Raw genomic sequence first — 23,248 nt, 5'->3', positions numbered from 1 at the left:
TTTGTCACGTCCGTGATGGATCCGCGCGGGCGCGTCGCCGCGCCTGGAGGGAGGAGCCGTGATGGCGGAGGACGCGGGTCAGGCGACCGGCGGTACCCACGAGGGCCAGGGGGGCGACGGCGGCCCCGCGGTCCACCAGGGCTCCGGGGGTCACGGGGGCCGGGCGTCGTCCTGGCTGGCGGTGACCGTCATCCTGCTGGGCTTCACCATCGCGGGGGTCGCCCTCTGCCTGGGCCCGAACTGGCCCCTCCTCTGGATGGGCACGGCGGTCTGCGTCATGGGCGGCATCCTCACGCTGGTCTTCCGCGTCTTCCAGGACATCGTCCTCGAGGCCCCCCGCTCGATGAGCGGCGGAAGCGGCCGGGGCGTCCTGGACTGATCATCCGGCCTGGCGGAGACACCTTCCCCGGACCGACCATCCGGCCCGGCGGGGGCACCTCGCTCGGCGCGACTTGCCCCGGTTCGCCCCGGCCGCGGGCACCATGACACCGGCGTAGCCTTTTCGTCGGTGTCAGGCGCTAGCCTCGGCCCACGACGTGTTGTCTCCCCCTGGGGCGGTCATGCATCTTTCCCTTTCCTCCGACGAGGCCCGCCGTGTCATCCTCCGCGCCCAGGGGTTCCTGGGCGCGGAGGCCCGGCGAGGCGGCGCCCCCGCCGTCCTGCGCCGCCTCGGGGCCGTCCAGCTGGACACGATCTCCGTGCTGGCCCGCTCCCACGAGCTGGTCGCGTACGCCCGCCTCGGCGCCGTCGGCAGGCAGGAGGTCGAGCGGGCCTACTGGGACGAGCCGGCGCGGGCTTTCGAATACTGGTGTCACGCCGCCTGCGTCCTCCCGATCGGCGACTGGGCGCTGTACGCCTTCAGGCGGAGATATTTCCGCGCCAGGAGGTTCCGCTGGCACGAGGTGCCCGACAGCGTCGGCAAGGTGCTGAACCTGGTCCGCGAGAGCGGCCCTGTCACCACCGCCGACATCGGCGGCGCCAAGAAGGGCGGCCCGTGGTGGGACTGGTCCGACTCCAAGATCGCCATTGAGTGGCTGCTCGACACCGGCGAGGTCGTCTGCACGCGCAGGGTGGGCTGGCGACGCGTCTACGACCTGGCCGAACGCGCGGTCCCCGCGGATCTGCTGGCCGAGGAGCTCTCCGACGCCGAGTGCGTCACCCGCCTCGCCGGGATCGCCGGGGTCGCGCTCGGCGTGGCCACCCGCGCCGACCTCGTCGACTTCCTGCGCCTGAAGGCGCCCGAGGCGCGGCTGCTCGACGCGTGCCTGCTCGACGGCTCCACCGGGCTGGTGCCCGTCCGCGTCGCCGGGTGGCCCGAGCGGGCCGCCGACGCCTGGGCCGACCCGGCCGCGCTGGAGACCGAGCCCAGGGGCCGCCACCGCACGACCCCGCTCTCCCCGTTCGACTCCCTCGTCTGGGACCGGGCCCGCACCGCCCGGGTGTTCGGCTTCAACCACCGTCTTGAGGCGTACGTGCCCAAGGAGAAGCGCGTCCACGGTTACTTCACGATGCCGGTGCTGGCCGGGGGCAGGCTGGTCGGGCGGATCGACCCGGCCCGAGAGGGGGCCACGCTGGTGGCCCGCCAGGTGAGCCTCGAACCCGGCGTCTCGCCGGGCAGGGGTGCCGTCGCGCTGGCCGACGCCCTCTGGGAGGCCGCGAGCTGGGTCGGCTGCGAGGCCGTCCGGGTCGAGCGCGTCGACCCCCTCCTGGCCGGCCCTCTCCAGGACGCCCTGCGCCGGGACGCTCCTTGAGCGAGGGCGCTCCTTGAGCGGGAAGAATCCCGCCGGACCGGGCCGTTTCCCGGACCGGGACGACCTGTCCGGCCGAGCCGCCCCCCGAGCCGGAACGCCGGATCGGGGGGCCGGGCCGCGACACCGGGCAGGACGTCGGCTCGAAGCGCCGGTTCGGGACATCTCTCTCGAACCGGAGTGCGGTGACCGCCGGACGGTCACCGCACCTGCCGTGTGTCAGGTGATCTCGAGCATCCGCTCGCGAACCGCGTAGACCACCGCCTCCATCCTGGAGTGAAGCTGAAGCTTGTCCAGGATGTTTCTGACGTGGTTCTTCACGGTGTTCTCCGAGATGAACAGCTGCTTGGCGATCTCGCGGTTGTTCATCCCCTTCGCGACGAGGCGGAGCACCTCCATCTCCCGTTCGGTCAGGCGTGGAACGGGGAGTTGCGGGGGCCGCTCGGCCTCCTTGCGGCTCATGTTGGCGAACTCGCTGATCAGTTTGGCGGCCATCGCCGGGTTGATCAGCGACTGTCCTTCGTGGACGCCGCGGACGGCCTCCGGGACCTCGTCGAGCTGGACGTTCTTCAGCAGATAGCCGGTGGCGCCCGCCTTGATCGCCTCGAAGAGATCCTCCTCCTCGTCACTCACCGTCAACATGATGATCCGCGTGCTCGGCACCGAGGCCTTGATCTCACGAGTGGCCTCGATACCGCTCCTCCGTGGCATCCGGACGTCCATGAGCATGACATCCGGAGTGAGGCGGTCGGCGAGTTCGACCGCTTCCTGTCCGTCGCTCGCCTCGCCGACAACCTCGATGTCCGTCTCCGCTGCCAGCGCCATCTCCAGACTGCGGCGGATCAGCGCGTGATCGTCAACGATCAGCACGCGGATCGGGTCGCCGCGTCCGGTCGGGCCGGTTGCGTCGTCGGGTTCCGTCACGCCTCCTCCTCGGGGGGCCAGAGCCGGTGGACCGCCATGATTACACGGGTTTCATGGTCCTCGGTTGGTCGGAGAGGATCTTCGAATGCGTTCGTCAGGGCTCAACGAGCCGCAGCACGCCGTAGTTGTACCCCTGTCGGAGGTATACGACGCTTGGCTGCCCGCTCTCCTTGTCACGGAAGAGATAGAAATCGTGTCCCACCAGTTCCATCTCGAGAAGTGCCTGATCGACCGTGATCGGATCGGCCTCGTGGAACTTCTCCCTGACCATCAGCGGCCCATCGCCGTCCATCTGGATCGGGATGATGCTCTCGTCCTCCGGAACGTCGGCGTCGGCCTGGGACTCGGCCGGCGACTGTTCGGTGAGCAGGTCGGCCGGGGCGCTCTCGAACTCGAACGACTCGGCGAGCGCGGTGGCCGTCAGCTCCGCGACCGACGGAGGGCAGTGGTTTCCGTGATGGATCTTCCTGCGATCGGCGAGACGCCGCAATCGTCCTTCGAGTTTGCCCAGTGCGATGTCAAGGGCGGCGAAACGGTCGTCGGCCGAAGCCTCCGCCCGGACCGCGGGACCACGTGAGTGGATCGTGAGCTCGACTCGCTCTCGCTGGTCGACGATACGGGGATTACGTTCCTTGGACACCTCCACGTCAACGCGAATGAGCTTGTGGTCCAAACGCTCGATCCTGGCCAGCTTGGTGTTCACGTGGTCACGGAATCGGTCACTCACTCCGGTGTGCCGACCCTTGACGATGATCTCCATGCACAGCCCCCCTTCGAATCTCGACGGTGGTATTGCGACACCCGCTCGGCCGACCTGGTCTTCGTCCCCACATCCGCCTGCTGAGGGTTTCGCAGCTCTTTGCCACTACATGCCCTTCTCTTCTGGCAAGGAACATCTGGCTCCTTGGGAAGGCAGGACTTACCTCTAAGCCGCACCGTGATCGATCGACGAAAAGTCGTCTTACGTGGACCGTTTGGCCTGCGGCTGGCATCGGCTAGCCGGGCCGGCCTCCTCGCGGAGGTCGGTCCGGTGCAACCACGGACCCGAGCGGGTGCCATGGCTCAGACGCTATCCGCATCCTGGCCGAATGTCAGCCTGACGATCGGCCAAAGGATCACTTTGCGTAATTCACAGCCGGGTGGGCGGCCCCCGGGTCCCCCGCGCTCGCGGGCGGGCGGCATCACAGGCGAAGGCTTCTCGCGTTCGCTGAACAGCCGGAAGGCACCGCCAGGACAGGGAGGTGTGGCTCCCGGGTGAGGCCGGGACTTGGGCGACGTATCACCCTCCGTCACGGTCACCAGTTTTGGATCTTCGGCGTGTCGCGGCGACCGTGGCGGCGAGGGACGGCGTCACCCCCGCCTCGCGCATCGCCCTGGCGGCCTCCGCGAGCGTCGCACCGGTGGTGACGATGTCGTCGACCAGCACAATCGCCTCCGTACCGCCCCAGGAGCGCGGCACGGGCGCGTTGCGGCCGACCGTGACCGTGAAGGCGGCGGACAGATTCGCGGCCCGCTGGATGGAGCTCAGCCCCGCCTGGTCGGCGACGTGGCGGCGCTGGGCGAGAATCCTCGCCACGCTCGCGGGCCAGCCGGCCTCGCGGAGGTAACCGGCCGCCAGCGCCGCGAGCCTGGCCACCGGATCGTGCCCGCGGCGCCTCAGGGCCGGCCGGGCGCTGGGCACCGGCACCAGCAGCACCGGACGCTCGCCGGCCGCCGTGGCGACCGCGAGGGCGAGGGCCCCGGCCAGGGGAGGAGCGAGGGCCGTGCGACCGCGCTCCTTGTAGGCGATGATCGCCCGCCGCACGGCGGGGGTGTATTCGGCCGCCGACCAGCACTCGGGCAGGCCGGGCGGGACGGGGTCGGGCATCCGGAGGGCGGGCGCTCCGTGAAGCTCCGTCGCGCATCGGGGACAGACGAGGGCGCCCGGCGCGTCGCATCCGGCGCAGCGGGGCGGCAGGATCAGGTCGAGCATGGCGGTCGTCACGGATCCAAGGTTTCAGATGGCACCGACAAAAAGCCCAGTCCAGAGTACCGGAGGGGGGTTCGGTGCCCGAGGGGCGGCGGCGGCCGGCCTCGTCCGGAGCCGGGGTGGTCCTCCCCGGAAAACGCCTCGGCCCAGGGCGAAGGCCGCGCACCGCCGGGGCGCGGACCGCTCCCGGCACGACGCGTCCCGGGAGCGCGGCTCGCGCCGGGACGAAGGCGCCGCCTCCCACGTCCCGGGACGCGCACCACGTGCCGGCCCAGGCCGTGCACCACGCACCGTCCCGGGACGCGCACCACGCACCGACCGCGGAGGGAAGGCTCCCCCGCGAAGGCGGTTCAGCCCAGGTCCGACCAGCCAGGTTCAGCCCGCCGGGTTCGACCCATCAGGTTCGAACCAGGGGGAAGCCGTCAGGTTCAGCCCAGGGGGAAGGCCGGGGAGGAGGGGCCGTTCTCGGTGAAGTCGGTGGTCCCGGTCTCGTTCTTGATCAGCGGCTCCCACTTGGTGGAGTTCCAGAACAGGATCTGCCGGTCGCCCTGCTCGTCCCTGGCCCCGGCGAGCAGGGTGCCGTCCAGGGCGGTGATGCTCTCGATCCGCGAGTCGAAGGGCAGGGACTTGGGCTCGGCGGTGACCGAGGCCTCGAGCAGCTCCGACTTGCCGGTGAGCGCGTACAGGGTCTTGCCGTCCTTCCAGGCGATGTCCTTGATCGTCCGGTTCCCGTCGGTGTCGACCACGGTCTGGAGGTTGGCGATGCGGGTCTTCTCCCGATCCCCGATGACGGTTCCGACCTGGACCTGCTCGCCCAGCCCGTCCCTGACGACCACCGCGACGTGCACGCCGTCCCGCGCGACCTTGAGCGACTCGATGTGGAACGTCTCCAGGTCGGGAGCGGACACCCGGTACTGGTGCTTGTTGTCGCCGTCGTGCCGGGTGATGACCGAGGTGTGGTCGTTGGGCCGGTCGACCGTCCAGAGCGTGTGGTAGCGGTCCCAGGCCGGCGGGGCGAGGGAGACCCCCGTGGCCCACACCCGCCACTCGCCGCCCGCGGCGAGCGGCGCGACGGAGACGCTCCTTCCGCCCCCGGAGAGTGCCGCCACCTGCTGCAGGGGCTGGCCGCTGATCGCCGGGTGGGTGAGCCCGACCCCCTTCTGGCCGGCCCTGCCCGGCACGATCCGCCCGATGTTCTCCTTGTCCAGCAGCCGCAGCGCGCCGTCGGCGAGATAGAACGGGTAGACGGCGTCGGGGGTCGTCCAGGGGTCGAAGTTCGACTGCTCCTGGGCGTCGATCTGGAGAGGCGCGTCGGGATAGTACGGCTCGCCGTTCACCTTGACCTCGAAGCCCCAGCCGCCCTTGGTGAGCGCGGCGAGGGTCGCGGCGAGCTGGGCCGACATCGGGTCGATCAGGTCGGAGTCCACCCGCCTGGTGAGGTCGACGACGACCCTGTTGTTCTCGATGGTGACGTCGATGAGCTCGGTGTCGGTGAAGGCGGTGCGCACCGCGTCCTTGAGGGAGCTGCTCGGTCCCCGCAGCAGCCGCTCGACCGTCGTCTTGGCGAAGTTGGAGCCGGGGTCGATCGGCACCCGTACCTGGTCGACCACCAGCCCCTTCCACTGGGAGTCGAGGAAGTACAGGTCCACGGGCAGGTAGCCGCGGGCGACGTCGGCCTCGGACAGCAGGAGGCCGTCGGGGGCCATGCTGATGCGCCACTCGCCGTCCGCTCCCCTGGCGAGCGTGAAGGGCTGGTTCAGCGGGCCACCGCTCGGACGGTATCGACCATCCTGGTCAATGATGGCGGTTTTGGTGCCCTTGAGCGTGACCTGAGCCTGCTTGTCCTCATCCGTGAGGGGAGCGAACTTCTCGTAGTCGCCCTGCCGGTAGACCGTGACGCCGCTGCGCGGGTTCCACTTGGCGGCGAAGTCGCCGGTGAGGTATTTGCGGGCCACCTGGAAGCCGGGGTCGTCGGGGCTCGCCATGGCCGCGCGGAAGCCGGTGACGACCTCCTCGGGCGACCAGCCGGCCTTCGGCGGCATGGCGATGACCCGCGCGTACGGATCGCCCAGCGGGCTGCCCTTGCGCTCGTTCTCCACCGCGACGACGGACTTGCCGCCGGTGGGGATGACCGAGCAGGCGGTCATCCCGTAGACCAGGGCGATCGCCAGGAGAACGGTCCCCGCGTTCCGCGCCGGCCCGCGCCCGTGCCGCCTCCCGCCGGTCCGGGACCGCGCCGCGCCTCCTGCCGGTGCCGGCCCGCACCGCGCCTGGCGGGTTCCGGGCCGCGCGGCGCCTTCCGCCGGCTCCGGCCGGCGTCGCGCCCGTTCGGTTCTAGTCCGCATCGCGTCCCCCGTCGGCCACCGCCGGCGACAGCACCGGCGTCACGTGCCCTCGCCACGTGCGTCGCATCTCCACCTCCGGGGGCACGAGCGGCAGGGGCGAGCCCCTGAGCACCGCCCCGGCAACCCTGGGCAGCGAGAGCCGGAACTGCGACCCCTCGCCGTGCGAGCCCCACGCCTGAAGCCAGCCGCCGTGCAGGATGGCGTCCTCGCGGGAGATGGCCAGCCCCAGGCCCGTACCGCCGATCGTGCGCGCCCGGGACGGGTCGGCCCGCCAGAACCGGTCGAAGACCAGGTTCTCCTCGCCGGGTTTCAGCCCCACCCCGTGATCCCGTACGGCCACCGCCACCGCGTCCCTGTCGGCGGCGACCGAGACGATGACGTCGCGGCCCTCGCCGTGCTCGATCGCGTTGAACAGCAGGTTGCGCAGGATGCGCTCGACCCGGCGGCTGTCCATCTCCGCCATGCACGGCTCGCCGGGAAGGCGCAGGTCGAAGCGGGTGGAGTGGCGCTCGGCCAGCGCCTCGGAGTCGGCGACGGCGCGGAGCACCACGTCCCTGACGTCCACCGGGTCGACGTCGAGGTCGGCCGCGCCCGCGTCGTAGCGGCTGATCTCCAGGAGGTCGGCGAGCATCGCCTCGAACCGGTTGAGCTGGTTCTGCATCAGCTCGGCCGACCTGGCGGCCATCGGGTCGAAGTCCTCGCGGGCGTCGAAGAGCAGGTCGGCGGCCATCCGGACGGTGGTCAGCGGGGTGCGCAGCTCGTGCGAGACGTCCGAGACGAACTGGCGCTGCACCTGGGAGAGCTCCTCCAGCTGGTGGATCTTCAATGCCAGGTTGGCGGCCATCTCGTTGAAGGAGGTGGCCAGGCGGGCCAGGTCGTCCTCTCCGCGCACCTTGAGCCGCTCGTCCAGGCGCCCGGCGGCCAGCCGCTCGGCGGCCTGCCTGGCCAGCCGCACCGGCGTGACGACCTGGCGGGTGACCAGGGAGGAGATCGCGGCCAGCAGCAGCACGAGCCCGGCGCCGACGAGGATGATCATTTGCTGCACCGAGGCGAGAGTCTGCTCCTCCCTGTCCAGCGGGACCAGGTGGTAGATCTCGTACGACGAGTCGAGGCGGGTGCCGATGATCATTCCGGGCACCGGCTGCTCGGGCTGCCCCTTGTAGTACAGCGGGGTGTACCAGGTGCTGTCCTCGCCCGTCTCCTTCTTGAACAGCTCCTCGCGCTGCCTGGGCGGGATGCTGCGGGGGTCGATGTCCGTGGTCCCGTAGAACGCCCCGGGCAGCTCCTCGTTACGGATGATCACCGAGTAGCGGCTGGCCGAGCCCGCGCGCCGCGCGAGCGCCTCCGTGGCCTGGCCGAGCGGGCTGCCCCCCGCCGCCTGCGGCGCCTGGCCCGGCTCGACGGGCTGCTTGGCGGCCTCGGCGGCCGGCTGGTTGAGATAGCCGAGCACCGCGTTCCTGTCGGCCTGCGCCTCGCTCTTGGCCGCGCTCTCCCTGGTCTCCAGGGTGGTCCTGATGATCTGCTGCATGAGGAAGACGCCGAGCACGCCGACGACCACGATGGAGATGACCATCGTGCTGGTGACCACGCGCAGCTGGAGCGAACGCCAGAAGACGCGGCGCGCCCGGCCGGCCACGCGCCGGGTGCGGCGCCGCACACCCCGCAGCAGCTGGCGCGGGGTGCGACGGCGTTTCTTCGGTGCGGGAGGCATCTCGGGGTCCGGGGGAGGTCGGCGGCTAGGCCGGCCCGGCCTTGTAGCCGACCCCGCGGACCGTCACGACGATCTCGGGGTGCTCGGGGTCCTTCTCGATCTTCGCCCGGAGCCGCTGGACGTGCACGTTGACCAGGCGGGTGTCGGCCGCGTGGCGGTAGCCCCAGACCTGTTCGAGCAGGACCTCGCGGGTGAAGACCTGGCGCGGCTTCCTGGCGAGGGCGACCAGCAGGTCGAACTCCAGCGGGGTGAGGTTGATGGTCTCCTCCTCCCGCTTGACCGAGTGCCCGGCGACGTCGATCGTGATGTCGCCGATCTGCAGGATCTCCGGCGTCGGCTCGTCGGTGCGGCGCAACCGGGCGCGGACCCTGGCGACGAGCTCCTTGGGCTTGAAGGGCTTGACGATGTAGTCGTCGGCCCCCGACTCCAGCCCGAGCACCACGTCGATGGTGTCGCTCTTGGCCGTCAGCATGACGATCGGCACCCCGGACTCGGCCCTGATGCGCCGGCAGACGTCGATCCCGTCGGCACCGGGCAGCATCAGGTCGAGCAGGACCAGGTCCGGCCGGGTGTCGCGGAACGCGTCGAGCGCCTTGTCACCGTCGGAGACGAAGGAGGGTTCGAAGCCCTCCCCGCGCAGCACGATACCGAGCATCTCGGCGAGAGCGGCGTCGTCGTCGACGACCAGCACGCGTCCTTTCATGGCCCCTCATTCGGTTTACGCAGTTCGGGAGTTATTGGGATAAACCGCTCGATCGTCGAAGATTACCCTTGTCCGCCTACTGGATGACACCGGTCGACGACCGGGCGTCCAAATGACGAATTTTAGGCGCACGCAACGTGAAACGCGCAGTGGTGCCCCCCTACGGCCGCCGCCGGCCCCGGCGACTGCGGACGCCGGGCGGTGATGACCACGGTCACAGTCTGCGGTAAACCACGGCGTCTCGGCCATCCCTCCGCCATCTCCGGCGCTCTCCGGAAGGATGAAACGTTCGCGTGATCGCCCGATCACCACGGATGGCGGGTCCACATGCCAGGATTGGGATATGTCAGACGGTCACGGCTCCACTCCCGGCGCTCCCGACACGCCTCCCGGCTGGGCGTCCAACCAACCGCCGCCGTACGGAAACGCCCCGGGATCGCCGTGGACCGCGCCCGGCCCGGCGTCCGGCACTCCCCAGGGCCCGCCCCAGGGGTTCCCGCCGGGCCCTCCGCCGGGCCCCGGGCAGCCCTACGGCCAGGCGCCGTACCAGCAGCCGTACCAGCAGGGTCCCTACGGCGCGAGCCCGCCGCCCCCCGCGATGCGCCCCGGCATCATCCCGCTGCGCCCGCTCGGCCTGGGCGACATCCTCGACGGCGCGATCAAGCTGATGCGCTCCAACCCCAAAAGCGTCCTGGGCCTGTCGGCGATCGCCGCCGCGCTGGGCGCGATCCCCCTGGCGATCGGGCAGGCGATCATGCTCGCCTCTCTCGCCCCGATCGTGGAGAACCCGGCCGCGACCCCTCCCGAGGAGAGTTTCCTCACCCAGTACGGCGGCAGCCTGCTCTCCTTCGCGGTCCAGTTCGTCGCGGTGACGCTGCTGACCGGCGTGCTGACCCGCATCCTGGGCCGCGCGGTGTTCGGCGGCAAGATGACGGCCGGCGAGGCCTGGACGCTGACCCGCAACCGGGTGCCCACCCTCTTCGGGCTGGTCGTCGTCAACCTCCTGATCCTGTTCGTCCCGATGGCCCTGATCGTCGGCCTGTTCCTCGCGCTCGGCGCGGCCGGGGCCGGGGTCCCCGCGATGGCGATCGTGGGTGTGGTGGCGCTGCTGGCCTACGTGGCCTACGCCGTCTTCGTCACCACCAGGCTGCTGCTCGCCCCGGCGGCCGCGGTGCTGGAGCGGCGCGGCGTCGTCGACTCCCTGCGCAGGTCCTGGCACCTGGTGTCGGGCGGTTTCTGGCGGACGCTCGGCATCATGATCCTCACCCAGATCATCGCCTTCCTGGTCGGCCAGGTGCTCGCCTTCCCCTTCGTCCTGGGCGGAAGTTTCTTCGCCGTCCTCGGCGGGGGCTCCACCGGCGCGCAGATCGCCTCGGCGATCCTCATCGCCGTGGGCGTCACCCTCGGCTCGATGATCACCTATCCCTTCCAGGCGGGGGTGAACGGCCTGCTCTACGCCGACCGGCGGATGCGCTCCGAGGCGTTCGACCTGGTGCTCCAGACCGCGGCGATCGAGCAGCGGCGGCAGGGATGGGTCCACGCGTCGGCCGACGACCTGTGGGATCCCTCCATCACGCCCGGGGGCCCCACCGGGCACGGGTCCCCCGGCCAGGGAGCCCCGTGGTCCCACTCCTGACGTCCCCGATCGACGTCGAGCGCGAGGAGGCGCGGCGCCAGGCGATCCAGGAGCTGCTCAGGTCCGAGTACGCCAAGGAGTCCCTGGTCGACCGCCTCTGGCGGAACGTCAACCAGTTCCTCGGCGACCTGCTCGACCAGGAGTCCCTGGGCGCCGTCGGCAGTGTGGCGGCGCGGGCGGTCCTCCTGGTGATCGTGATCGGGATCGTCGTCGCGCTGCTCCTGATCGCCCGCAGGACCGCCGGGGGCGGTGCCTCCCGCGCGGAGGGGATCTTCGGAGACCGTCGCCTCACCGCCGCCGAGCACCGCGAGGCCGCCGAGCGGCTGGCGACGGAGAGCCGGTGGGCCGAGGCGGTCCGCGAACGACTCCGGGCCGTCGCCCGCGATCTGGAGGACCGCGTGATCATCGACTACACGCCCGGCCGTACCGCCGGTGAGCTGGCCGTCGAGGCCGGCCGCGCGCTGCCCGCGCTCGCCTCCGAGCTGGCCTCCGCGGCCCGGGTGTTCGACGACGTGACCTACGGCGAGGTGCCCGGCACGCCCGAGGCGTACGGGGTCATGCGCGATCTCGACGATCACCTGCGCGCGGCCCGCCCGGCGCCCGTCGTACGGGCGGACGCGCCGTGAACCCCGCCGCGCCCGGACAGCCGGGGACCGCACCCGAGGCCGTCCCCGAGGCCGCCGCGCACGGGCAGCCGGGATCGACCGCACCCGAGGCCGCCGCCGAGCCCTCCGGGCGGACCGGCGCGCTTACCGCCGGGCAGGCCGCCGCGCGGGACTCCGCGACGACCTCCGTCTCCCCGACCGCCGCCGGCCTCTGGCGGGGCGGCAGGGGCGCCCTCCTGGTGGCGCTCCTCGTGGTCGCCGTCGCCGTCACCGGCGTGCTGCTCGGCGGCTCCGGCGGGCAGGGCAGGACCCTCGACCCCGCCGGCACCTCGCTGTCGGGGGGCAAGGGCCTGGCCAGGCTGCTGCAGGCGCGGGGCGTGCGGATCGAGCGGGTCACCTCGGTCTCCGAGGCCGCGGCGCTGGCCGGTCAGGCGGGTCCCGCGGGCAGCACCCTGCTGGTGAGCCCGGACTTCCCGCTCGGCGAGGACGAGGCGGGGCGGCTCGCCACGCTGCCCTCGGACCTGCTGGTGGCGGGCGTGCGAACCCACCTGAACGTGCTCGCGCCGGGAGTGGCCCCGATGCGGGAGGCGCGGGCGCGCTCCCGCGAGCCCCGGTGCGGGCTGCCGGCCGCGGCGAGGGCGGGCAGCGCCTACACCGGCGGCGTGGCCCTCACCCCTCCCCCGGGGTCGATCGGCTGCTACCCCGCGGACGGGGCGCCCACCCTGGTCTCCCACAGCGGCGCGGGCCGGACGGTCACCGTCGCGGGCGACGGGCAGTTCATGACCAACCTGCGGCTCGCCGAGGACGGCAACGCCGCGCTGGCGATGAACCTCGCCGGCGGGCGGCCCACCCTGATCTGGCTGACCGCCCCCGAGACCGCCGCCCCCGCGGGCGGCGGCAAGGCGGGCTTCTACGACCTGGTCCCCGAAGGGGTCAAATGGGCCGTGGTACAGGTGCTCGTCGCGGTGCTGCTGCTGGCACTCTGGCGGGGCCGCAGGCTCGGCCCCGTGGTGGCCGAGCGGCTGCCCGTCGTCGTGAGGGCGGCCGAGACCGTCGAGGGACGTGCCAGGCTCTACCGCGCGCGGCGGGCCCGCGACCGGGCCGCCGCGGCCCTGCGGGCGGGCTTCACCGACCGGGTCACCCCCCGCCTCGGGCTGCCCTCGGGGACGGGACCCGACGCGCTGGTGAACGCGATCGCCGAGCGGACCGGCCAGGCGGCGTCGCACGTGGGCGCCGCCCTGTACGGACCGCCGCCGGTCGACGAGGCGGGGCTGGTAGCCCTGGCCGAATACATGGACATCGTGGAAAGGCAGGTCGGAAAGTCGTGACCACACCACCGGGGAACGGCGGTCTCACCGAGGCGACCTCCGTCGTCAGGACCCCGCCCGGCGCATCCGCCGTGCCCGCCGCGCAGAGCGCGGACCGCGCCAGGGAGGCGCTGGGAGCCCTGCGCGCCGAGGTCTCCAAGGCGGTCGTCGGCCAGGACGCCGTGGTCACCGGGCTGGTGATCGCGCTGCTCTGCCGGGGCCACGTGCTGCTCGAGGGCGTGCCCGGCGTCGCCAAGACCCTGCTCGTCAGGACGCTGGCGGCTGCGCTCTCCCTCGATTTCAAGCGGGTGCAGTTCACCCCCGACCTCATGCCGGGAGACATCACCGGCTCGCTGATCTACGACGCGAAGACGTCGGAGTTCGAGTTCCGCGAGGGCCCGGTCTTCACCAACCTCCTGCTCGCCGACGAGATCAACCGCACGCCCCCGAAGACGCAGGCCGCGCTGCTGGAGGCGATGGAGGAGCGCCAGGTCAGCGTGGAGGGGTCGGCGCGCGGGCTGCCCGACCCGTTCATCGTGGCCGCCACCCAGAACCCCGTCGAGTACGAGGGCACCTACCAGCTGCCCGAGGCGCAGCTCGACCGGTTCCTGCTCAAGCTGACCGTCCCGCTGCCGCCCCGCGACCAGGAGATCGCGGTGCTGGAGCGGCACGCGCTCGGCTTCGACCCGCGCGACCTGTCGTACGTCAAGGCCGTGGCCACCGCCGCCGACCTCGCCGCGGGACGCGCGGCGGCCGGCCAGGTGCACGTGGGCCCCGAGGTGCTCGGCTACATCGTGGACATCGCCAGGGCCACCCGCCAGTCGCCCTCGCTCCAGCTCGGCGTCTCCCCGCGCGGCGCCACCGCGCTGCTGGCCGGGGCGCGGGCCTGGGCGTGGCTGTCCGGCCGCGCCTACGTGACGCCCGACGACGTCAAGGCGCTGGCCAGGCCCGCGATGCGGCACCGGATCCAGATACGTCCCGAGGCCGAGCTGGAGGGCGCGACCGCCGACGGCCTCATCGACGCCATCCTCGCCTCCGTCCCCGTTCCCCGCTGACCATGGCGCTGACGGGACGGGCCGCGCTGCTGGCACTGCTGGGCACCCTGGCCGTGCTGCTCGCCCCCCGGCCGGGGCCGGCCGTGGCCGGGGTGGCGCTGCTGATCGTGGCGCTGGTCGTGGTCGACCTGCTGCTGGCCGGGAGCGTGCGCCCGCTGCGCTTCACCCGTTCGGGCGAGCGGCTGGTACGGCTCGGCGAGTCGGTCGCGGTCGAGCTGATCGTGGAGAACCCCGGCCCCCGCCGGGCGCGCGGCGTGCTCAGGGACGCCTGGCCGCCGTCCGCCGGCGCCACGCCCCGGCACCTGCCGCTGGACGTGCCCCCGGGCGAGCGCCGCCGGCTGGTCACGACGCTCACCCCCACTCGCAGGGGCGACCGCGAGGCGGTCACGGTGACGGTGCGGTCGCTGGGCCCGCTGGGCGTCGCGGCCCGCCAGGGCTCGCACCGGGTGCCCTGGTCGGTCCGGGTGCTGCCGCCCTTCCTCAGCCGCAAGCACCTGCCCGCCAAACTGGCCAAACTCAGGGAGCTGGAGGGCCGGCACCCGTCGATGATCCGGGGGCAGGGCACCGAGTTCGACTCGCTGCGGGAGTACGTGGTCGGTGACGACGTCCGCTCGATCGACTGGCGGGCCACCGCGCGCCGCAACGACGTCGTGGTCCGCACCTGGCGGCCCGAGCGCGACCGCCGGGTGCTGATCGTGCTCGACACCGGACGCACCTCGGCCGGCCGGGTGGGCACCGCCCCGATCCCGCTGGCCGGTGAGGTGCCGGGGGCCGCCGGACGCGGGCGGTCGCGGGTCGTGCCCGGCTGGCCCCGCCTGGACTGGTCGATGGACGCGGCGCTGCTGCTGGCCGCCCTGGCCTCCCGCGCGGGCGACCGGGTCGACTTCATGGCCCACGACCGGGGGGTGCGCGCCTGGGTGTCCGGCACCGGCCGTACGGAGCTGCTGTCGTCGCTGGTCAACACCATGGCCCCGATCGAGGCCGAACTGGTCGAGGCCGACTCCGCGGGGATGGTCGCGGCCGTCATGGCGCGGGCCAGGCGGCGCTGCCTGGTCGTCGTGCTGACCGACCTCAACCCGGCGGCACTGGAGGAGGGCCTTCTGCCGGTCCTGCCCCGCCTCTCCTCGCGGCACCTGGTGCTCCTGGCCGCCGTCTCCGACCCGCAGGTGGCCGAGATGGCCGCCGGGCGCGGCACCTCCGAGCTGGTCTACGGCGCGGCGGCGGCCGAGCACCTGAGCGCGGGACGGCGCAGGATCACCGCCCTGCTGCGCCGCCAGGGCGTGGAGGTCGTGGACACCGTCCCCGAGCAGATCGCCCCGGCCCTGGCCGACGCCTACCTGGCGCTGAAGGCGGCCGGGCGGCTCTGAGCCGCGTGGCGCTCAACCCGGCGCCGGGCGCGAACAACCGCCTGCGCGCCGCCCGGCGCTGGAGCGCGCGGCCGGGTGGCTCTGAGCCGCGCGGCGCTCAACCGGCGCTGGGGGCCAGGTCGGGGGCGCGCTCCACGTCGCCGCTCTCGCCCGCGGCCGCGGCCCGGCGGCCGAAGAAGATCACGTAGGCGAGGAAGGCCGCCTCCGCGACCACCCCGATGCCGATCCGCGCCCAGGTCGGCAGTCCCGAAGGCGTGACCAGGCCTTCGATGAGCCCCGAGACGAGCAGCACCACGACCAGGCCGAGGGCCACGCTCATCACGGCCCTGCCCTGCTCGGCCAGGGCCTCGGCACGCCTGCGCGGGCCGGGGTCGACGGCCGTCCAGCCGAGGCGCATGCCGACGGCCGCGGCGAGGAACACCGCGGTGAGCTCCAGCAGGCCGTGCGGGGTGATCAGGCCGAAGAAGATGTCGAGCTTGCCGCGCGAGGCCATCAGCCCTGCGGAGACGGCCACGTTGAACGCGTTCTCCCACAGGATGTAGGGGATCGGCAGGCCCAGAAAGATCGACATGATGATGACCTGCATCGAGACCCAGGCGTTGTTGACCCAGACCTGCCCGGCGAAGGAGGTCGCCGGGTTCTCCGAGTAGTAGTCGGCGAAGTCGTGTTCGACGAGCTGGGTGATCTCCTTGGGGGTGGCGATCGCCCCCTGGACATCGGGGTTCTGCCCCACCCAGACGGCGACGACCGTGGAGACCAGCAGGAACGCGACGCTCGTGGCCAGCCACCACCAGCGGGCCCGGTAGGCGACCACCGGGAAGGAGACCGTGAAGAAGCGGACGAACTCCCGCCAGGCCGGGGTGTGCGCCCCGGTCACGGCGGAGCGTGCGCGGGCGACGAGCGCCGACAGGCGGCCCACCAGGATCGGGTCGGCGGAGGCCGAGCGGACGAGGGAGAGATGCGTGGCGACCCGCTGGTAGAGGTCGACCAGCTCGTCGACCTCGGCGCCGTCCAGCGAGCCGCGCCGCCGGACCAGTTCCTCGAGACGGTCCCAGGCGGGCCGGTGCGCGGTGACGAAGGCGTCGATGTCCACGCGGGCAGCCTATCCAGTCGAAGGTAGGGTGCTGATTGTGTCCGATGTCGTAACCGGCGAGGCCGTCGTCGTCGAGGTCCGTATCGCCCAGCTTCCGAGCAGGGCCGCGGCGCTGCTGATCGACTTGACGCTCCAGGTCGTGACGCTGTTCGGCGCCTCCCTGCTGGTCGGCAGTCTGGGGTTCCTGAACGATTCGGCACTGACGACGATGGTCTACATCGTGCTCACCGTGCTCGTGGTCGTCGGCTACCCGGTGGCCTTCGAGACGCTCACGCGCGGGCGCAGTCTGGGCAAGCTCGCGTTGGGGCTCCGGGTCGTCAGCGACGACGGCGGCCCCGAGCGGTTCCGGCAGGCCCTGTTCCGCGGGCTGGCGGGGGTCCTGGAGTTCTGGATGCTCAGCGGCGCCCCCGCGCTGATCAGCTCGCTGATCTCGGAGAAGGGCAAGCGGCTCGGCGACGTCTTCTCCGGCACCATGGTGATCTCCGAACGCGTCCCGCGGCAGTACGGGCCGCCGCTGGACATGCCGCCGCCGCTCGCATCGTGGGCGGCGACGCTGGAGCTGTCACGGCTGCCCGAGCAGGTCGCGGCCACCGCGAGACAGTACCTCATGCGCTGGCATGACCTGGCCCCCGCCGTCCAGCACGAGATGGGCGTGCGCATCGCCACCGAGATGTCGGCCTTCGTGTCCCCGCCCGCCCCGCCCGGCGTGCCGCCGTTCGCCTACCTGACCGCCGTGCTGGCCGAGCGCCGCCGCCGCGAGCAGGCGCGTCTGGCCCAGCAGTGGCACGACCGGCAACGGTCCGGTGAGCAGTGGCATGCCGGGCAACGGTCCGGTGAGCAGTGGCATGCCGGGCAGCGACCCGGTGAGCAATGGGCCGGTCAGCGGCCCGGTCAGCAGTGGCACGACGGGCAGCGGCCCGGTGAGCAGTGGGCCGGTCAGCGGCAGTCCGGTCACGGCGCACCCCCGTCCCACCAGGCTCACCCGCCGTCGCTCCAGCCCTACCCGGCCGCGCCACCCCCGCCGTACGCGCCCTCAGGGGACGGAAACGGGTCGTACGCCGGTGGTGGGCCGTACGCGCCTCCCGGGTCGGTGCCCGGGCCTCACCGGCCCGACCACCGGCCGCCGCAGCCGCGGATCCCGCTGCCGCCCCCGGCGAACCCGCCGCACCCGGCACCCCCGCCGCCCGCGGCCGGGCCCTCCACGCGGGAGCCCGGCGGCCTCACGCCCGGCGGGTTCGTCCCTCCCGCCTGACCTCTCCCCTCGGATCTCCCTCGTTCCCTCGGATTTTTCTCGGACCCCCGCCGGCGCTGCCGTACGGGCGTGACGTCGACGGCGCCGCGGGAACGCGAAGAGGGACGGCGGGAGACCCGCCGCCCCTCTCCTCACGAGACCCGCGAAGCCGCTAGGGGTGTCTCATCGGTGCCGCTCGCCCTCGCGGGCGACCGCGCGTCAGTGACCGTGGCCGCCGTAGGAGGCCTGGGTCTGCACGTTCAGCCGGTCCAGGCGAACGCCCTTGGCCGGGTCGGTGAGACGGTCGTCGATCTTGAGGACGTCCAGTCCCCTGCGGAAGTCGCTGGCGTAGATGTAGCCGTTGTAGTAGTACGCGGACCAGATGCCGCCGCCTCCGCCGTCGGGCTCGGGGCCGCGCTCGAAGAAGCCGAACTCCTTCGGCTGGGTGGAGTCGGTGAAGTCCACGAAGGAGACGCCGCCCTGGTACCAGGCCTGGACCATGATGTCCTTGCCCTTGACCGGGATCAGCGAGCCGTTGTGCGCGACGCAGTTCTCGGTGTCGGCCTGGTGGCGAGCGATCTTGAAGTAGCTCTTGAAGACCAGCTTGCCGCGGACGATGTCGTAGTAGGCGTTGGCGCCGCGGTTCGGGCCGATCACCTCGTTGCAGGTGGCCTGGCCGCCGCCGCCGAGCTCGTCGGTGAAGACGACCTTGGTGCCCTTGTTGTTGAACGTCGCCGAGTGCCAGAAGGCGAAGTTCGGGTCGGTGACCCGCGCGGTGATCACCGGGTTCTCCCGGTCGGAGATGTCGAACAGGACGCCGTCACCCATGCAGGCTCCGGCCGCGATGTCCTTCTCCGCGTAGACGGTGATGTCGTGGCAGCCGCTGGTCGGCAGCAGCAGGCCCGGCTGCGTCTCGTTGCCGCCGTCGGGGAAGACGACCGGCGTCTTGACCACGGCCGCGGCGGTCGGATTGCGCAGCGGCACCTTGATGACCGAGATCTTGTCGTGCGGCGGCAGGCAGTCGGGGAACGTGGCGTTCGGGTTGTAGGAGGAGACGTAGAGGTAGACGTTACGCCGGTCCCTGGACTTGCCGGGAACGAGTGTCAGGGTGTGGGAACCGCAGTTGGTCTCGACCGACTTGATGTACTTGGGGTTCTTCTTGTCGCTGATGTCGAAGATCCGAACCCCTTCCCACGATTCCTTGACGCTGGCGGGCTGGGCGACGCTGTTGCAGGAGTCGTCGTTGCGGGAGTTGTCGACCGCGGCGAACAGCAGGTCGCCGTGGACCGACACGTCCATCTGGGAGCCCGGGCACAGGACGCCGCTGACGAGCTTGGCGCGCCTCGGGTTCCTGATGTCGTAGATCGAGAAACCGCCGTAGTTGCCGACGTAGGCGTAGTCGCCCTGGAAGGCGATGTCGCTGTTGGTGGTGGCCTCAAGGCCGGGGAGCTTGGGCAGGGTGCCCACGTGCGTCACGTTGGGGCTGGTGACGATCTCACCGGGCGGGGGAATGTCGGCGGCCTGGGCCGAGACCGTGGACATCAGCATCGCGGCGGCAGTCGCCGCCACCACCAATGCCCGGACGGTCTTTCGGGGAGCGAACACTCGGATGCCTCCTTGGAGCAGACATAAGGCATGCATAAATTAGCAAATCACCCCTCCTGACAGCCGGATCGACGCAGCATGACTTTGTCACAATAAAATATGAGATGAACTCTTTACGGGAGTTCGAGAAAAGTTTAGGGTCTATGCCCTTTCTGTGATCTTTGGGCTTTTTCCGCACACAGGACGGCCACCGGGCGCCCGTCGAGCGCCCGGTGGCCGTCACCGGGTGGTGGCCGTGGCCGTCGTCATAGGTCGATGGCCGTGACCGCCCTCAGAGATCAGTGACCGTGGCCGTGGCCACCGCGGTAGGACGCCTGGGTCTGCGCGTTCAGGATGTCGAACTTGACCTTCTCCGCCTTGTCCGTACGCCGGTCGTGGATCTTCAGGACGTCAAGGCCGAGGTTGAAGTCGCTGCCGTAGATGTGGCCGTTGTAGTAGTACGCGGACCAGAAGCCGCCGCTGAGCGCGGGGGCGGTGTTGTCGGGGCCGCGCTCGAAGAAAGCGATCTCCTGCGGGTTGGCCGAGTCGGTGAAGTCGACGACCGAGATGCCGCCCTGGTACCAGGCCTGGACCATGATGTCCTTGCCCTTGACCGGGATCAGCGAGCCGTTGTGCGCGACGCAGTTCTCGGTGTCGGCCTGGTGGCGAGCGATCTTGAAGTAGCTCTTGAAGGTGAGCTGGCCGTTCTCGATGTCGTAGTAGGCGTTGGCGCCGCGGTTCGGGCCGATCGCCTCGTTGCAGGTGGCCGCGGAACCGCCGCCGAGCTCGTCGGTGAAGATCACCTTGGTGCCCTCGTTGTTGAACGTCGCCGAGTGCCAGAACGCGAAGTTCTGGTCGTCGCGGACCGTGGTGGTCACCTTCGGCTCGATCGGGTTGGAGATGTCCATCAGGACGCCCTCGCCCATGCAGGCGCCGGCGGCGATGTTCTTCTCCGGGTACGCGGTGATGTCGTGGCAGCCGCTCGTGGCCGAGGTGCGCTCGGGGTAGGGCAGGGTCTCACCCGGGTTGCCGCCGTCGGGGAACAGGACCGGGGTGGCGACGACCGAGGCGGACGCCGGGTCGCGCAGCGGCACCTTGATGATCGAGATCTTGTCGTGCGGCGGCTGGCAGTCGGGGAACGACGCGTTCGGGCTGTAGGAGGAGACGTACACGTAGACGTTCTTGCGGTCCCTCCCCTTGCCCGGGACGAGCGTCAGGGTGTGCGAGCCGCAGTTGGTCTCGACGGCCTTGACGTACTTGGGGTTCTTCTTGTCGCTGATGTCGAAGATCCGGATGCCCTCCCACGACTCCTTGTTCGCCGCGCTCTGGCCGACGCTGCTGCAGGAGTCGTTGTTGCGGGAGGAGTCGACCGCGCCGAAGAGCAGGTCGCCGTAGACCGACACGTCCATCTGCCCGCCGGGGCAGACCACCGAGCTGACCAGCGAGGTCTTGCTCGGCTTCCTGATGTCGTAGATCGAGAAACCGGTGTAGTTGCCGACGTAGGCGTAGTCGCCCTGGAACGCCATGTCGGTGTTGATGTCCGTCAGCGGACCGGGCTTGGGCACGTTCAGGACGTGCTCGATGTTCGCGCTCTTGGCGATCTCGCCGGGAGCCGGGATATCGGCGGCCTGCGCGGGGAACGCAGCCAGCGCCGTCGCGACGGCAACCCCGGCCACAAACAGGAAGCGGCCGGTCAGGCCCTTCCCGAGGGGGGTGGACACTCGTGAACCTCCTTGACACATGCACCCAAATAAAAGGTGCATAAATGCTTAAATGGTTCATGGTGTACGGTCATCCGGCAAGCCGTCACAGTGTCAGTAACTGTTGCCGGTGTGCGGTCTTTACGGACCGGCCCCGCAGGGGTTACGGTCTTTCGTCACTGGACAATCACGAAGGAGGCCGGGTGCGCGTCGCGCTCATCGTCGTGATCGCCGCCCTGTCCCTCGGCGCGTGCAGCTCCGAGCCCGAGCCGGCCCCGTCGCCTCAGGCGTCGGCGCCGATCATCGTTCCCGGCAGGCCGGGCGAGGTCGCCAGGACCGTCGGCCCGAGCGAGGCCGCCACGCTCGTGCCCACTCCCACCCCCAACGCTGCCGACGTGACGTACGTCCAGAAAATGGTCGTCCACCATCGCCAGGCCCTCGACATGGCCTCTCTGGCCCCGACCCGGGGTGAGCACGTCAGGCTGAAGAGTCTCGCCTCGCGCATCAAGGACTCGCAGGGGCCGGAGATCCAGTTCATGATCTCCTGGCTCCAGCAGCAGGGCCTGCGGGCCCCCGAGCACCACGCCGAGCACGACGCCATGCCCGGCATGGCCTCGCCCGAGCAGATGGAGGCGCTCAAGGCCGCCTCGGGCAAGGACTTCGACCGGCTCTTCATCCAGCTCATGACCGCCCACCACCAGGGCGCGCTCAAGATGTCCGAGCAGGTGCTGATCTCCGGCTCGCACCAGCGGATCGAGGAGCTGGCCAACGACGTCTCGGCCGGCCAGAGCGCCGAGATCCGCAGGATGCAGGAGATGCGGGCCGAGCTCTGACGACGGCGGGCTCAGGCGGCGACGCCCGGGAGCGTGACTACGAGCCGAGCCGCCAGGAGTGGAGATACTCCTCCTGGTCGGGGGTGAGCTCGTCCATCTCGATCCCGGCCGCGGCCAGCTTGAGCCGCGCGACCTCCACGTCGACCTCCCCCGGCACGTCGTAGACCCCCGGCTCCAGCCGCGCCCGCTCGCGGACCAGCCACGCCACCGAGAGCACCTGCGCGGAGAAGGACATGTCCATGACCGCGGCCGGATGCCCCTCGGCGGCGGTCAGGTTCACCAGGCGGCCCTCGGCGAGCAGCAGGAGCCTGCGGCCGTCGGCGAGGACGTACTCGTCGGTGTTGGGGCGCACCCCCCGATGGACGGCGTGCGCCAGGTCGTCCAGGGCGCGGACGTCGATCTCGACGTCGAAGTGCCCGGCGTTGGCGAGGATCGCGCCGTCCTTCATCTCCGCCAGGTGCTCGCCCCTGATCACGTCGCGGTTGCCGGTGACCGTGACGAACACGTCCCCGGCACGGGCGGCCGCCGCCATCGACCGTACGTCGTAGCCCTGCAGCGAGGCGTCCAGCGCCTTGACGGGGTCGATCTCGGTCACCACGACCCGCGCCCCCAGGCCCCTGGCCCGCTCGGCGACGCCCCGGCCGCAGTAGCCGAATCCGGCCACCACCACGGTCTTGCCCGCGAGCAGGGTGTTCGTGGCGCGCATGATCCCGTCCATGGTCGACTGGCCGGTGCCGTAGCGGTTGTCGAACATCCGCTTGGTCCGCGTGTCGTTGACCGCCACCACGGGAAACCTGAGGGCCTTCTCCGCGGCCATCTGGCGGAGCCTGATGATCCCGGTGGTGGTCTCCTCACACCCGCCGGAGACCGTCTCCAGCAACTCGGTCCGCTCCGTGTGCAGGATGTTGACGAGGTCGCAGCCGTCGTCCAGGACGATGTCCGGGACGATGTCGAGCGCCTGGTGGATGTGACGGTAGTAGGCGTCCATGGTCACCCCGGCCTGCGCGTGCACGACGACGCCGTACTCGCGGAGCGCCTCGGCGACGTCGTCCTGGGTCGACAGGGGGTTCGACGCGGCCAGGGCGATCTCGGCCCCGCCCGCCTTGAGGGTGCCCATGAGCACGGCGGTCTCGGCGGTGACGTGCAGGCACGCGGCGATCCGCAGCCCTTCGAAGGGCCGTTCGGCGGCGAACCGCTCACCGAGGGCGGTGAGCACCGGCATCGCCCGCGCCGCCCACCCGATCCTCAGCTCTCCCTCGGCCACCAGAGCGCTGTCCACGTCTCTCCCCAGATTGCCGGAACCTCAGATTGCCGGGACCCCGGATCGCCCGGGACCCCGGGACCTCGAACTCCGGGACCCCGGAACTCCGGGACCCCGGGACGTCGAACTCCGGAACCTCGGATTCCGAAACCTCGGATTCCGGAGACCGAAACCTC

The 23,248-nt window shown here is 71.3% G+C and carries 19 protein-coding genes; 9 read left to right on the top strand and 10 right to left on the bottom strand.

What is annotated here, in order from left to right:
- Positions 1-61 precede the first annotated feature (61 nt).
- Entirely contained in the window at positions 62-379 is a 318-nt protein-coding gene (locus tag AB0G15_RS11075; protein WP_362679272.1) for an HGxxPAAW family protein, read from the top strand.
- Between the two features lie 181 nt (positions 380-560).
- Positions 561-1,751 (top strand): crosslink repair DNA glycosylase YcaQ family protein, encoded by a 1,191-nt coding sequence (locus tag AB0G15_RS11070; RefSeq protein ID WP_362837555.1) that lies wholly within the window; start codon positions 561-563, stop codon positions 1,749-1,751.
- A 216-nt stretch (positions 1,752-1,967) separates the two neighbouring features.
- On the opposite strand, the gene AB0G15_RS11065 is transcribed toward AB0G15_RS11070, so the two are convergent.
- From AB0G15_RS11065 to mtrA, 6 genes are all read right to left on the bottom strand, one after another.
- Positions 1,968-2,672 (bottom strand): response regulator transcription factor, encoded by a 705-nt coding sequence (locus tag AB0G15_RS11065; protein WP_362679266.1) that lies wholly within the window; start codon positions 2,670-2,672, stop codon positions 1,968-1,970.
- A 94-nt stretch (positions 2,673-2,766) separates the two neighbouring features.
- Entirely contained in the window at positions 2,767-3,432 is a 666-nt protein-coding gene (raiA, locus tag AB0G15_RS11060) for a ribosome-associated translation inhibitor RaiA (RefSeq protein WP_362679263.1), read from the bottom strand.
- 519 nt (positions 3,433-3,951) lie between these two features.
- Positions 3,952-4,656 carry a phosphoribosyltransferase family protein gene (locus tag AB0G15_RS11055; protein ID WP_362837553.1) on the bottom strand — a complete coding sequence of 235 codons (705 nt, stop codon included), beginning with the start codon at positions 4,654-4,656 and terminating at the stop codon, positions 3,952-3,954.
- A 413-nt stretch (positions 4,657-5,069) separates the two neighbouring features.
- Positions 5,070-6,788 (bottom strand): LpqB family beta-propeller domain-containing protein, encoded by a 1,719-nt coding sequence (locus tag AB0G15_RS11050; protein WP_362837551.1) that lies wholly within the window; start codon positions 6,786-6,788, stop codon positions 5,070-5,072.
- A 187-nt stretch (positions 6,789-6,975) separates the two neighbouring features.
- Positions 6,976-8,697 carry an MtrAB system histidine kinase MtrB gene (gene mtrB / locus AB0G15_RS11045; protein WP_362837549.1) on the bottom strand — a complete coding sequence of 574 codons (1,722 nt, stop codon included), beginning with the start codon at positions 8,695-8,697 and terminating at the stop codon, positions 6,976-6,978.
- 25 nt (positions 8,698-8,722) lie between these two features.
- Positions 8,723-9,400, bottom strand: a complete 678-nt coding sequence (gene mtrA / locus AB0G15_RS11040; protein ID WP_030907316.1) for an MtrAB system response regulator MtrA — start codon at positions 9,398-9,400, stop codon at positions 8,723-8,725.
- A gap of 343 nt (positions 9,401-9,743) precedes the next feature.
- On the opposite strand from mtrA, the gene AB0G15_RS11035 reads away from it, so the two are divergent.
- From AB0G15_RS11035 to AB0G15_RS11015, 5 genes are all read left to right on the top strand, one after another.
- The gene (locus tag AB0G15_RS11035) at positions 9,744-11,036 is read left to right on the top strand and encodes a hypothetical protein (RefSeq protein ID WP_362837547.1); all 1,293 of its coding nucleotides are present in this window, start codon (positions 9,744-9,746) and stop codon (positions 11,034-11,036) included.
- Entirely contained in the window at positions 11,021-11,662 is a 642-nt protein-coding gene (locus tag AB0G15_RS11030) for a DUF4129 domain-containing protein (RefSeq protein WP_362837545.1), read from the top strand. Before AB0G15_RS11035 ends, AB0G15_RS11030 begins: the two co-directional genes overlap by 16 nt.
- The gene (locus AB0G15_RS11025; protein ID WP_362837543.1) at positions 11,659-12,969 is read left to right on the top strand and encodes a DUF4350 domain-containing protein; all 1,311 of its coding nucleotides are present in this window, start codon (positions 11,659-11,661) and stop codon (positions 12,967-12,969) included. The genes AB0G15_RS11030 and AB0G15_RS11025 overlap by 4 nt, the downstream gene beginning before the upstream one ends.
- A 71-nt stretch (positions 12,970-13,040) precedes the next feature.
- Positions 13,041-14,003: a MoxR family ATPase gene (locus tag AB0G15_RS11020; RefSeq protein ID WP_362680598.1), complete on the top strand. Its 963-nt coding sequence runs from the start codon at positions 13,041-13,043 to the stop codon at positions 14,001-14,003.
- A gap of 2 nt (positions 14,004-14,005) precedes the next feature.
- Positions 14,006-15,370, top strand: a complete 1,365-nt coding sequence (locus AB0G15_RS11015) for a DUF58 domain-containing protein (RefSeq protein ID WP_362837541.1) — start codon at positions 14,006-14,008, stop codon at positions 15,368-15,370.
- Between the two features lie 97 nt (positions 15,371-15,467).
- Here AB0G15_RS11015 and AB0G15_RS11010 read toward each other — a convergent pair whose 3' ends face one another.
- Entirely contained in the window at positions 15,468-16,463 is a 996-nt protein-coding gene (locus AB0G15_RS11010; RefSeq protein WP_362837539.1) for a stage II sporulation protein M, read from the bottom strand.
- A gap of 37 nt (positions 16,464-16,500) precedes the next feature.
- Here AB0G15_RS11010 and AB0G15_RS11005 point away from each other — a divergent pair, with 37 nt between their 5' ends.
- Positions 16,501-17,715: an RDD family protein gene (locus AB0G15_RS11005; RefSeq protein WP_362837537.1), complete on the top strand. Its 1,215-nt coding sequence runs from the start codon at positions 16,501-16,503 to the stop codon at positions 17,713-17,715.
- A gap of 198 nt (positions 17,716-17,913) precedes the next feature.
- Here the strand turns inward: AB0G15_RS11005 and AB0G15_RS11000 are convergent, their stop codons facing one another.
- Both AB0G15_RS11000 and AB0G15_RS10995 read right to left on the bottom strand, forming a co-directional pair.
- Positions 17,914-19,299: a hypothetical protein gene (locus AB0G15_RS11000; RefSeq protein ID WP_362837535.1), complete on the bottom strand. Its 1,386-nt coding sequence runs from the start codon at positions 19,297-19,299 to the stop codon at positions 17,914-17,916.
- 278 nt (positions 19,300-19,577) lie between these two features.
- Entirely contained in the window at positions 19,578-20,999 is a 1,422-nt protein-coding gene (locus AB0G15_RS10995; RefSeq protein ID WP_362837533.1) for a hypothetical protein, read from the bottom strand.
- A gap of 182 nt (positions 21,000-21,181) precedes the next feature.
- Here AB0G15_RS10995 and AB0G15_RS10990 point away from each other — a divergent pair, with 182 nt between their 5' ends.
- Positions 21,182-21,811, top strand: coding sequence for a DUF305 domain-containing protein (locus tag AB0G15_RS10990; protein WP_362837531.1), 630 nt, complete (start codon positions 21,182-21,184; stop codon positions 21,809-21,811).
- 37 nt (positions 21,812-21,848) lie between these two features.
- Here AB0G15_RS10990 and AB0G15_RS10985 read toward each other — a convergent pair whose 3' ends face one another.
- Positions 21,849-23,090 carry an adenosylhomocysteinase gene (locus tag AB0G15_RS10985; RefSeq protein ID WP_362679225.1) on the bottom strand — a complete coding sequence of 414 codons (1,242 nt, stop codon included), beginning with the start codon at positions 23,088-23,090 and terminating at the stop codon, positions 21,849-21,851.
- Positions 23,091-23,248 lie beyond the last annotated feature (158 nt).

Origin of the sequence: Streptosporangium sp. NPDC023825, from assembly GCF_040639575.1 — a bacterium.
Taxonomy (GTDB): domain Bacteria; phylum Actinomycetota; class Actinomycetes; order Streptosporangiales; family Streptosporangiaceae; genus Streptosporangium.
Note: the sequence above shows the minus strand (reverse complement) of the source record. Positions and strands in the feature narration are given on the sequence as shown.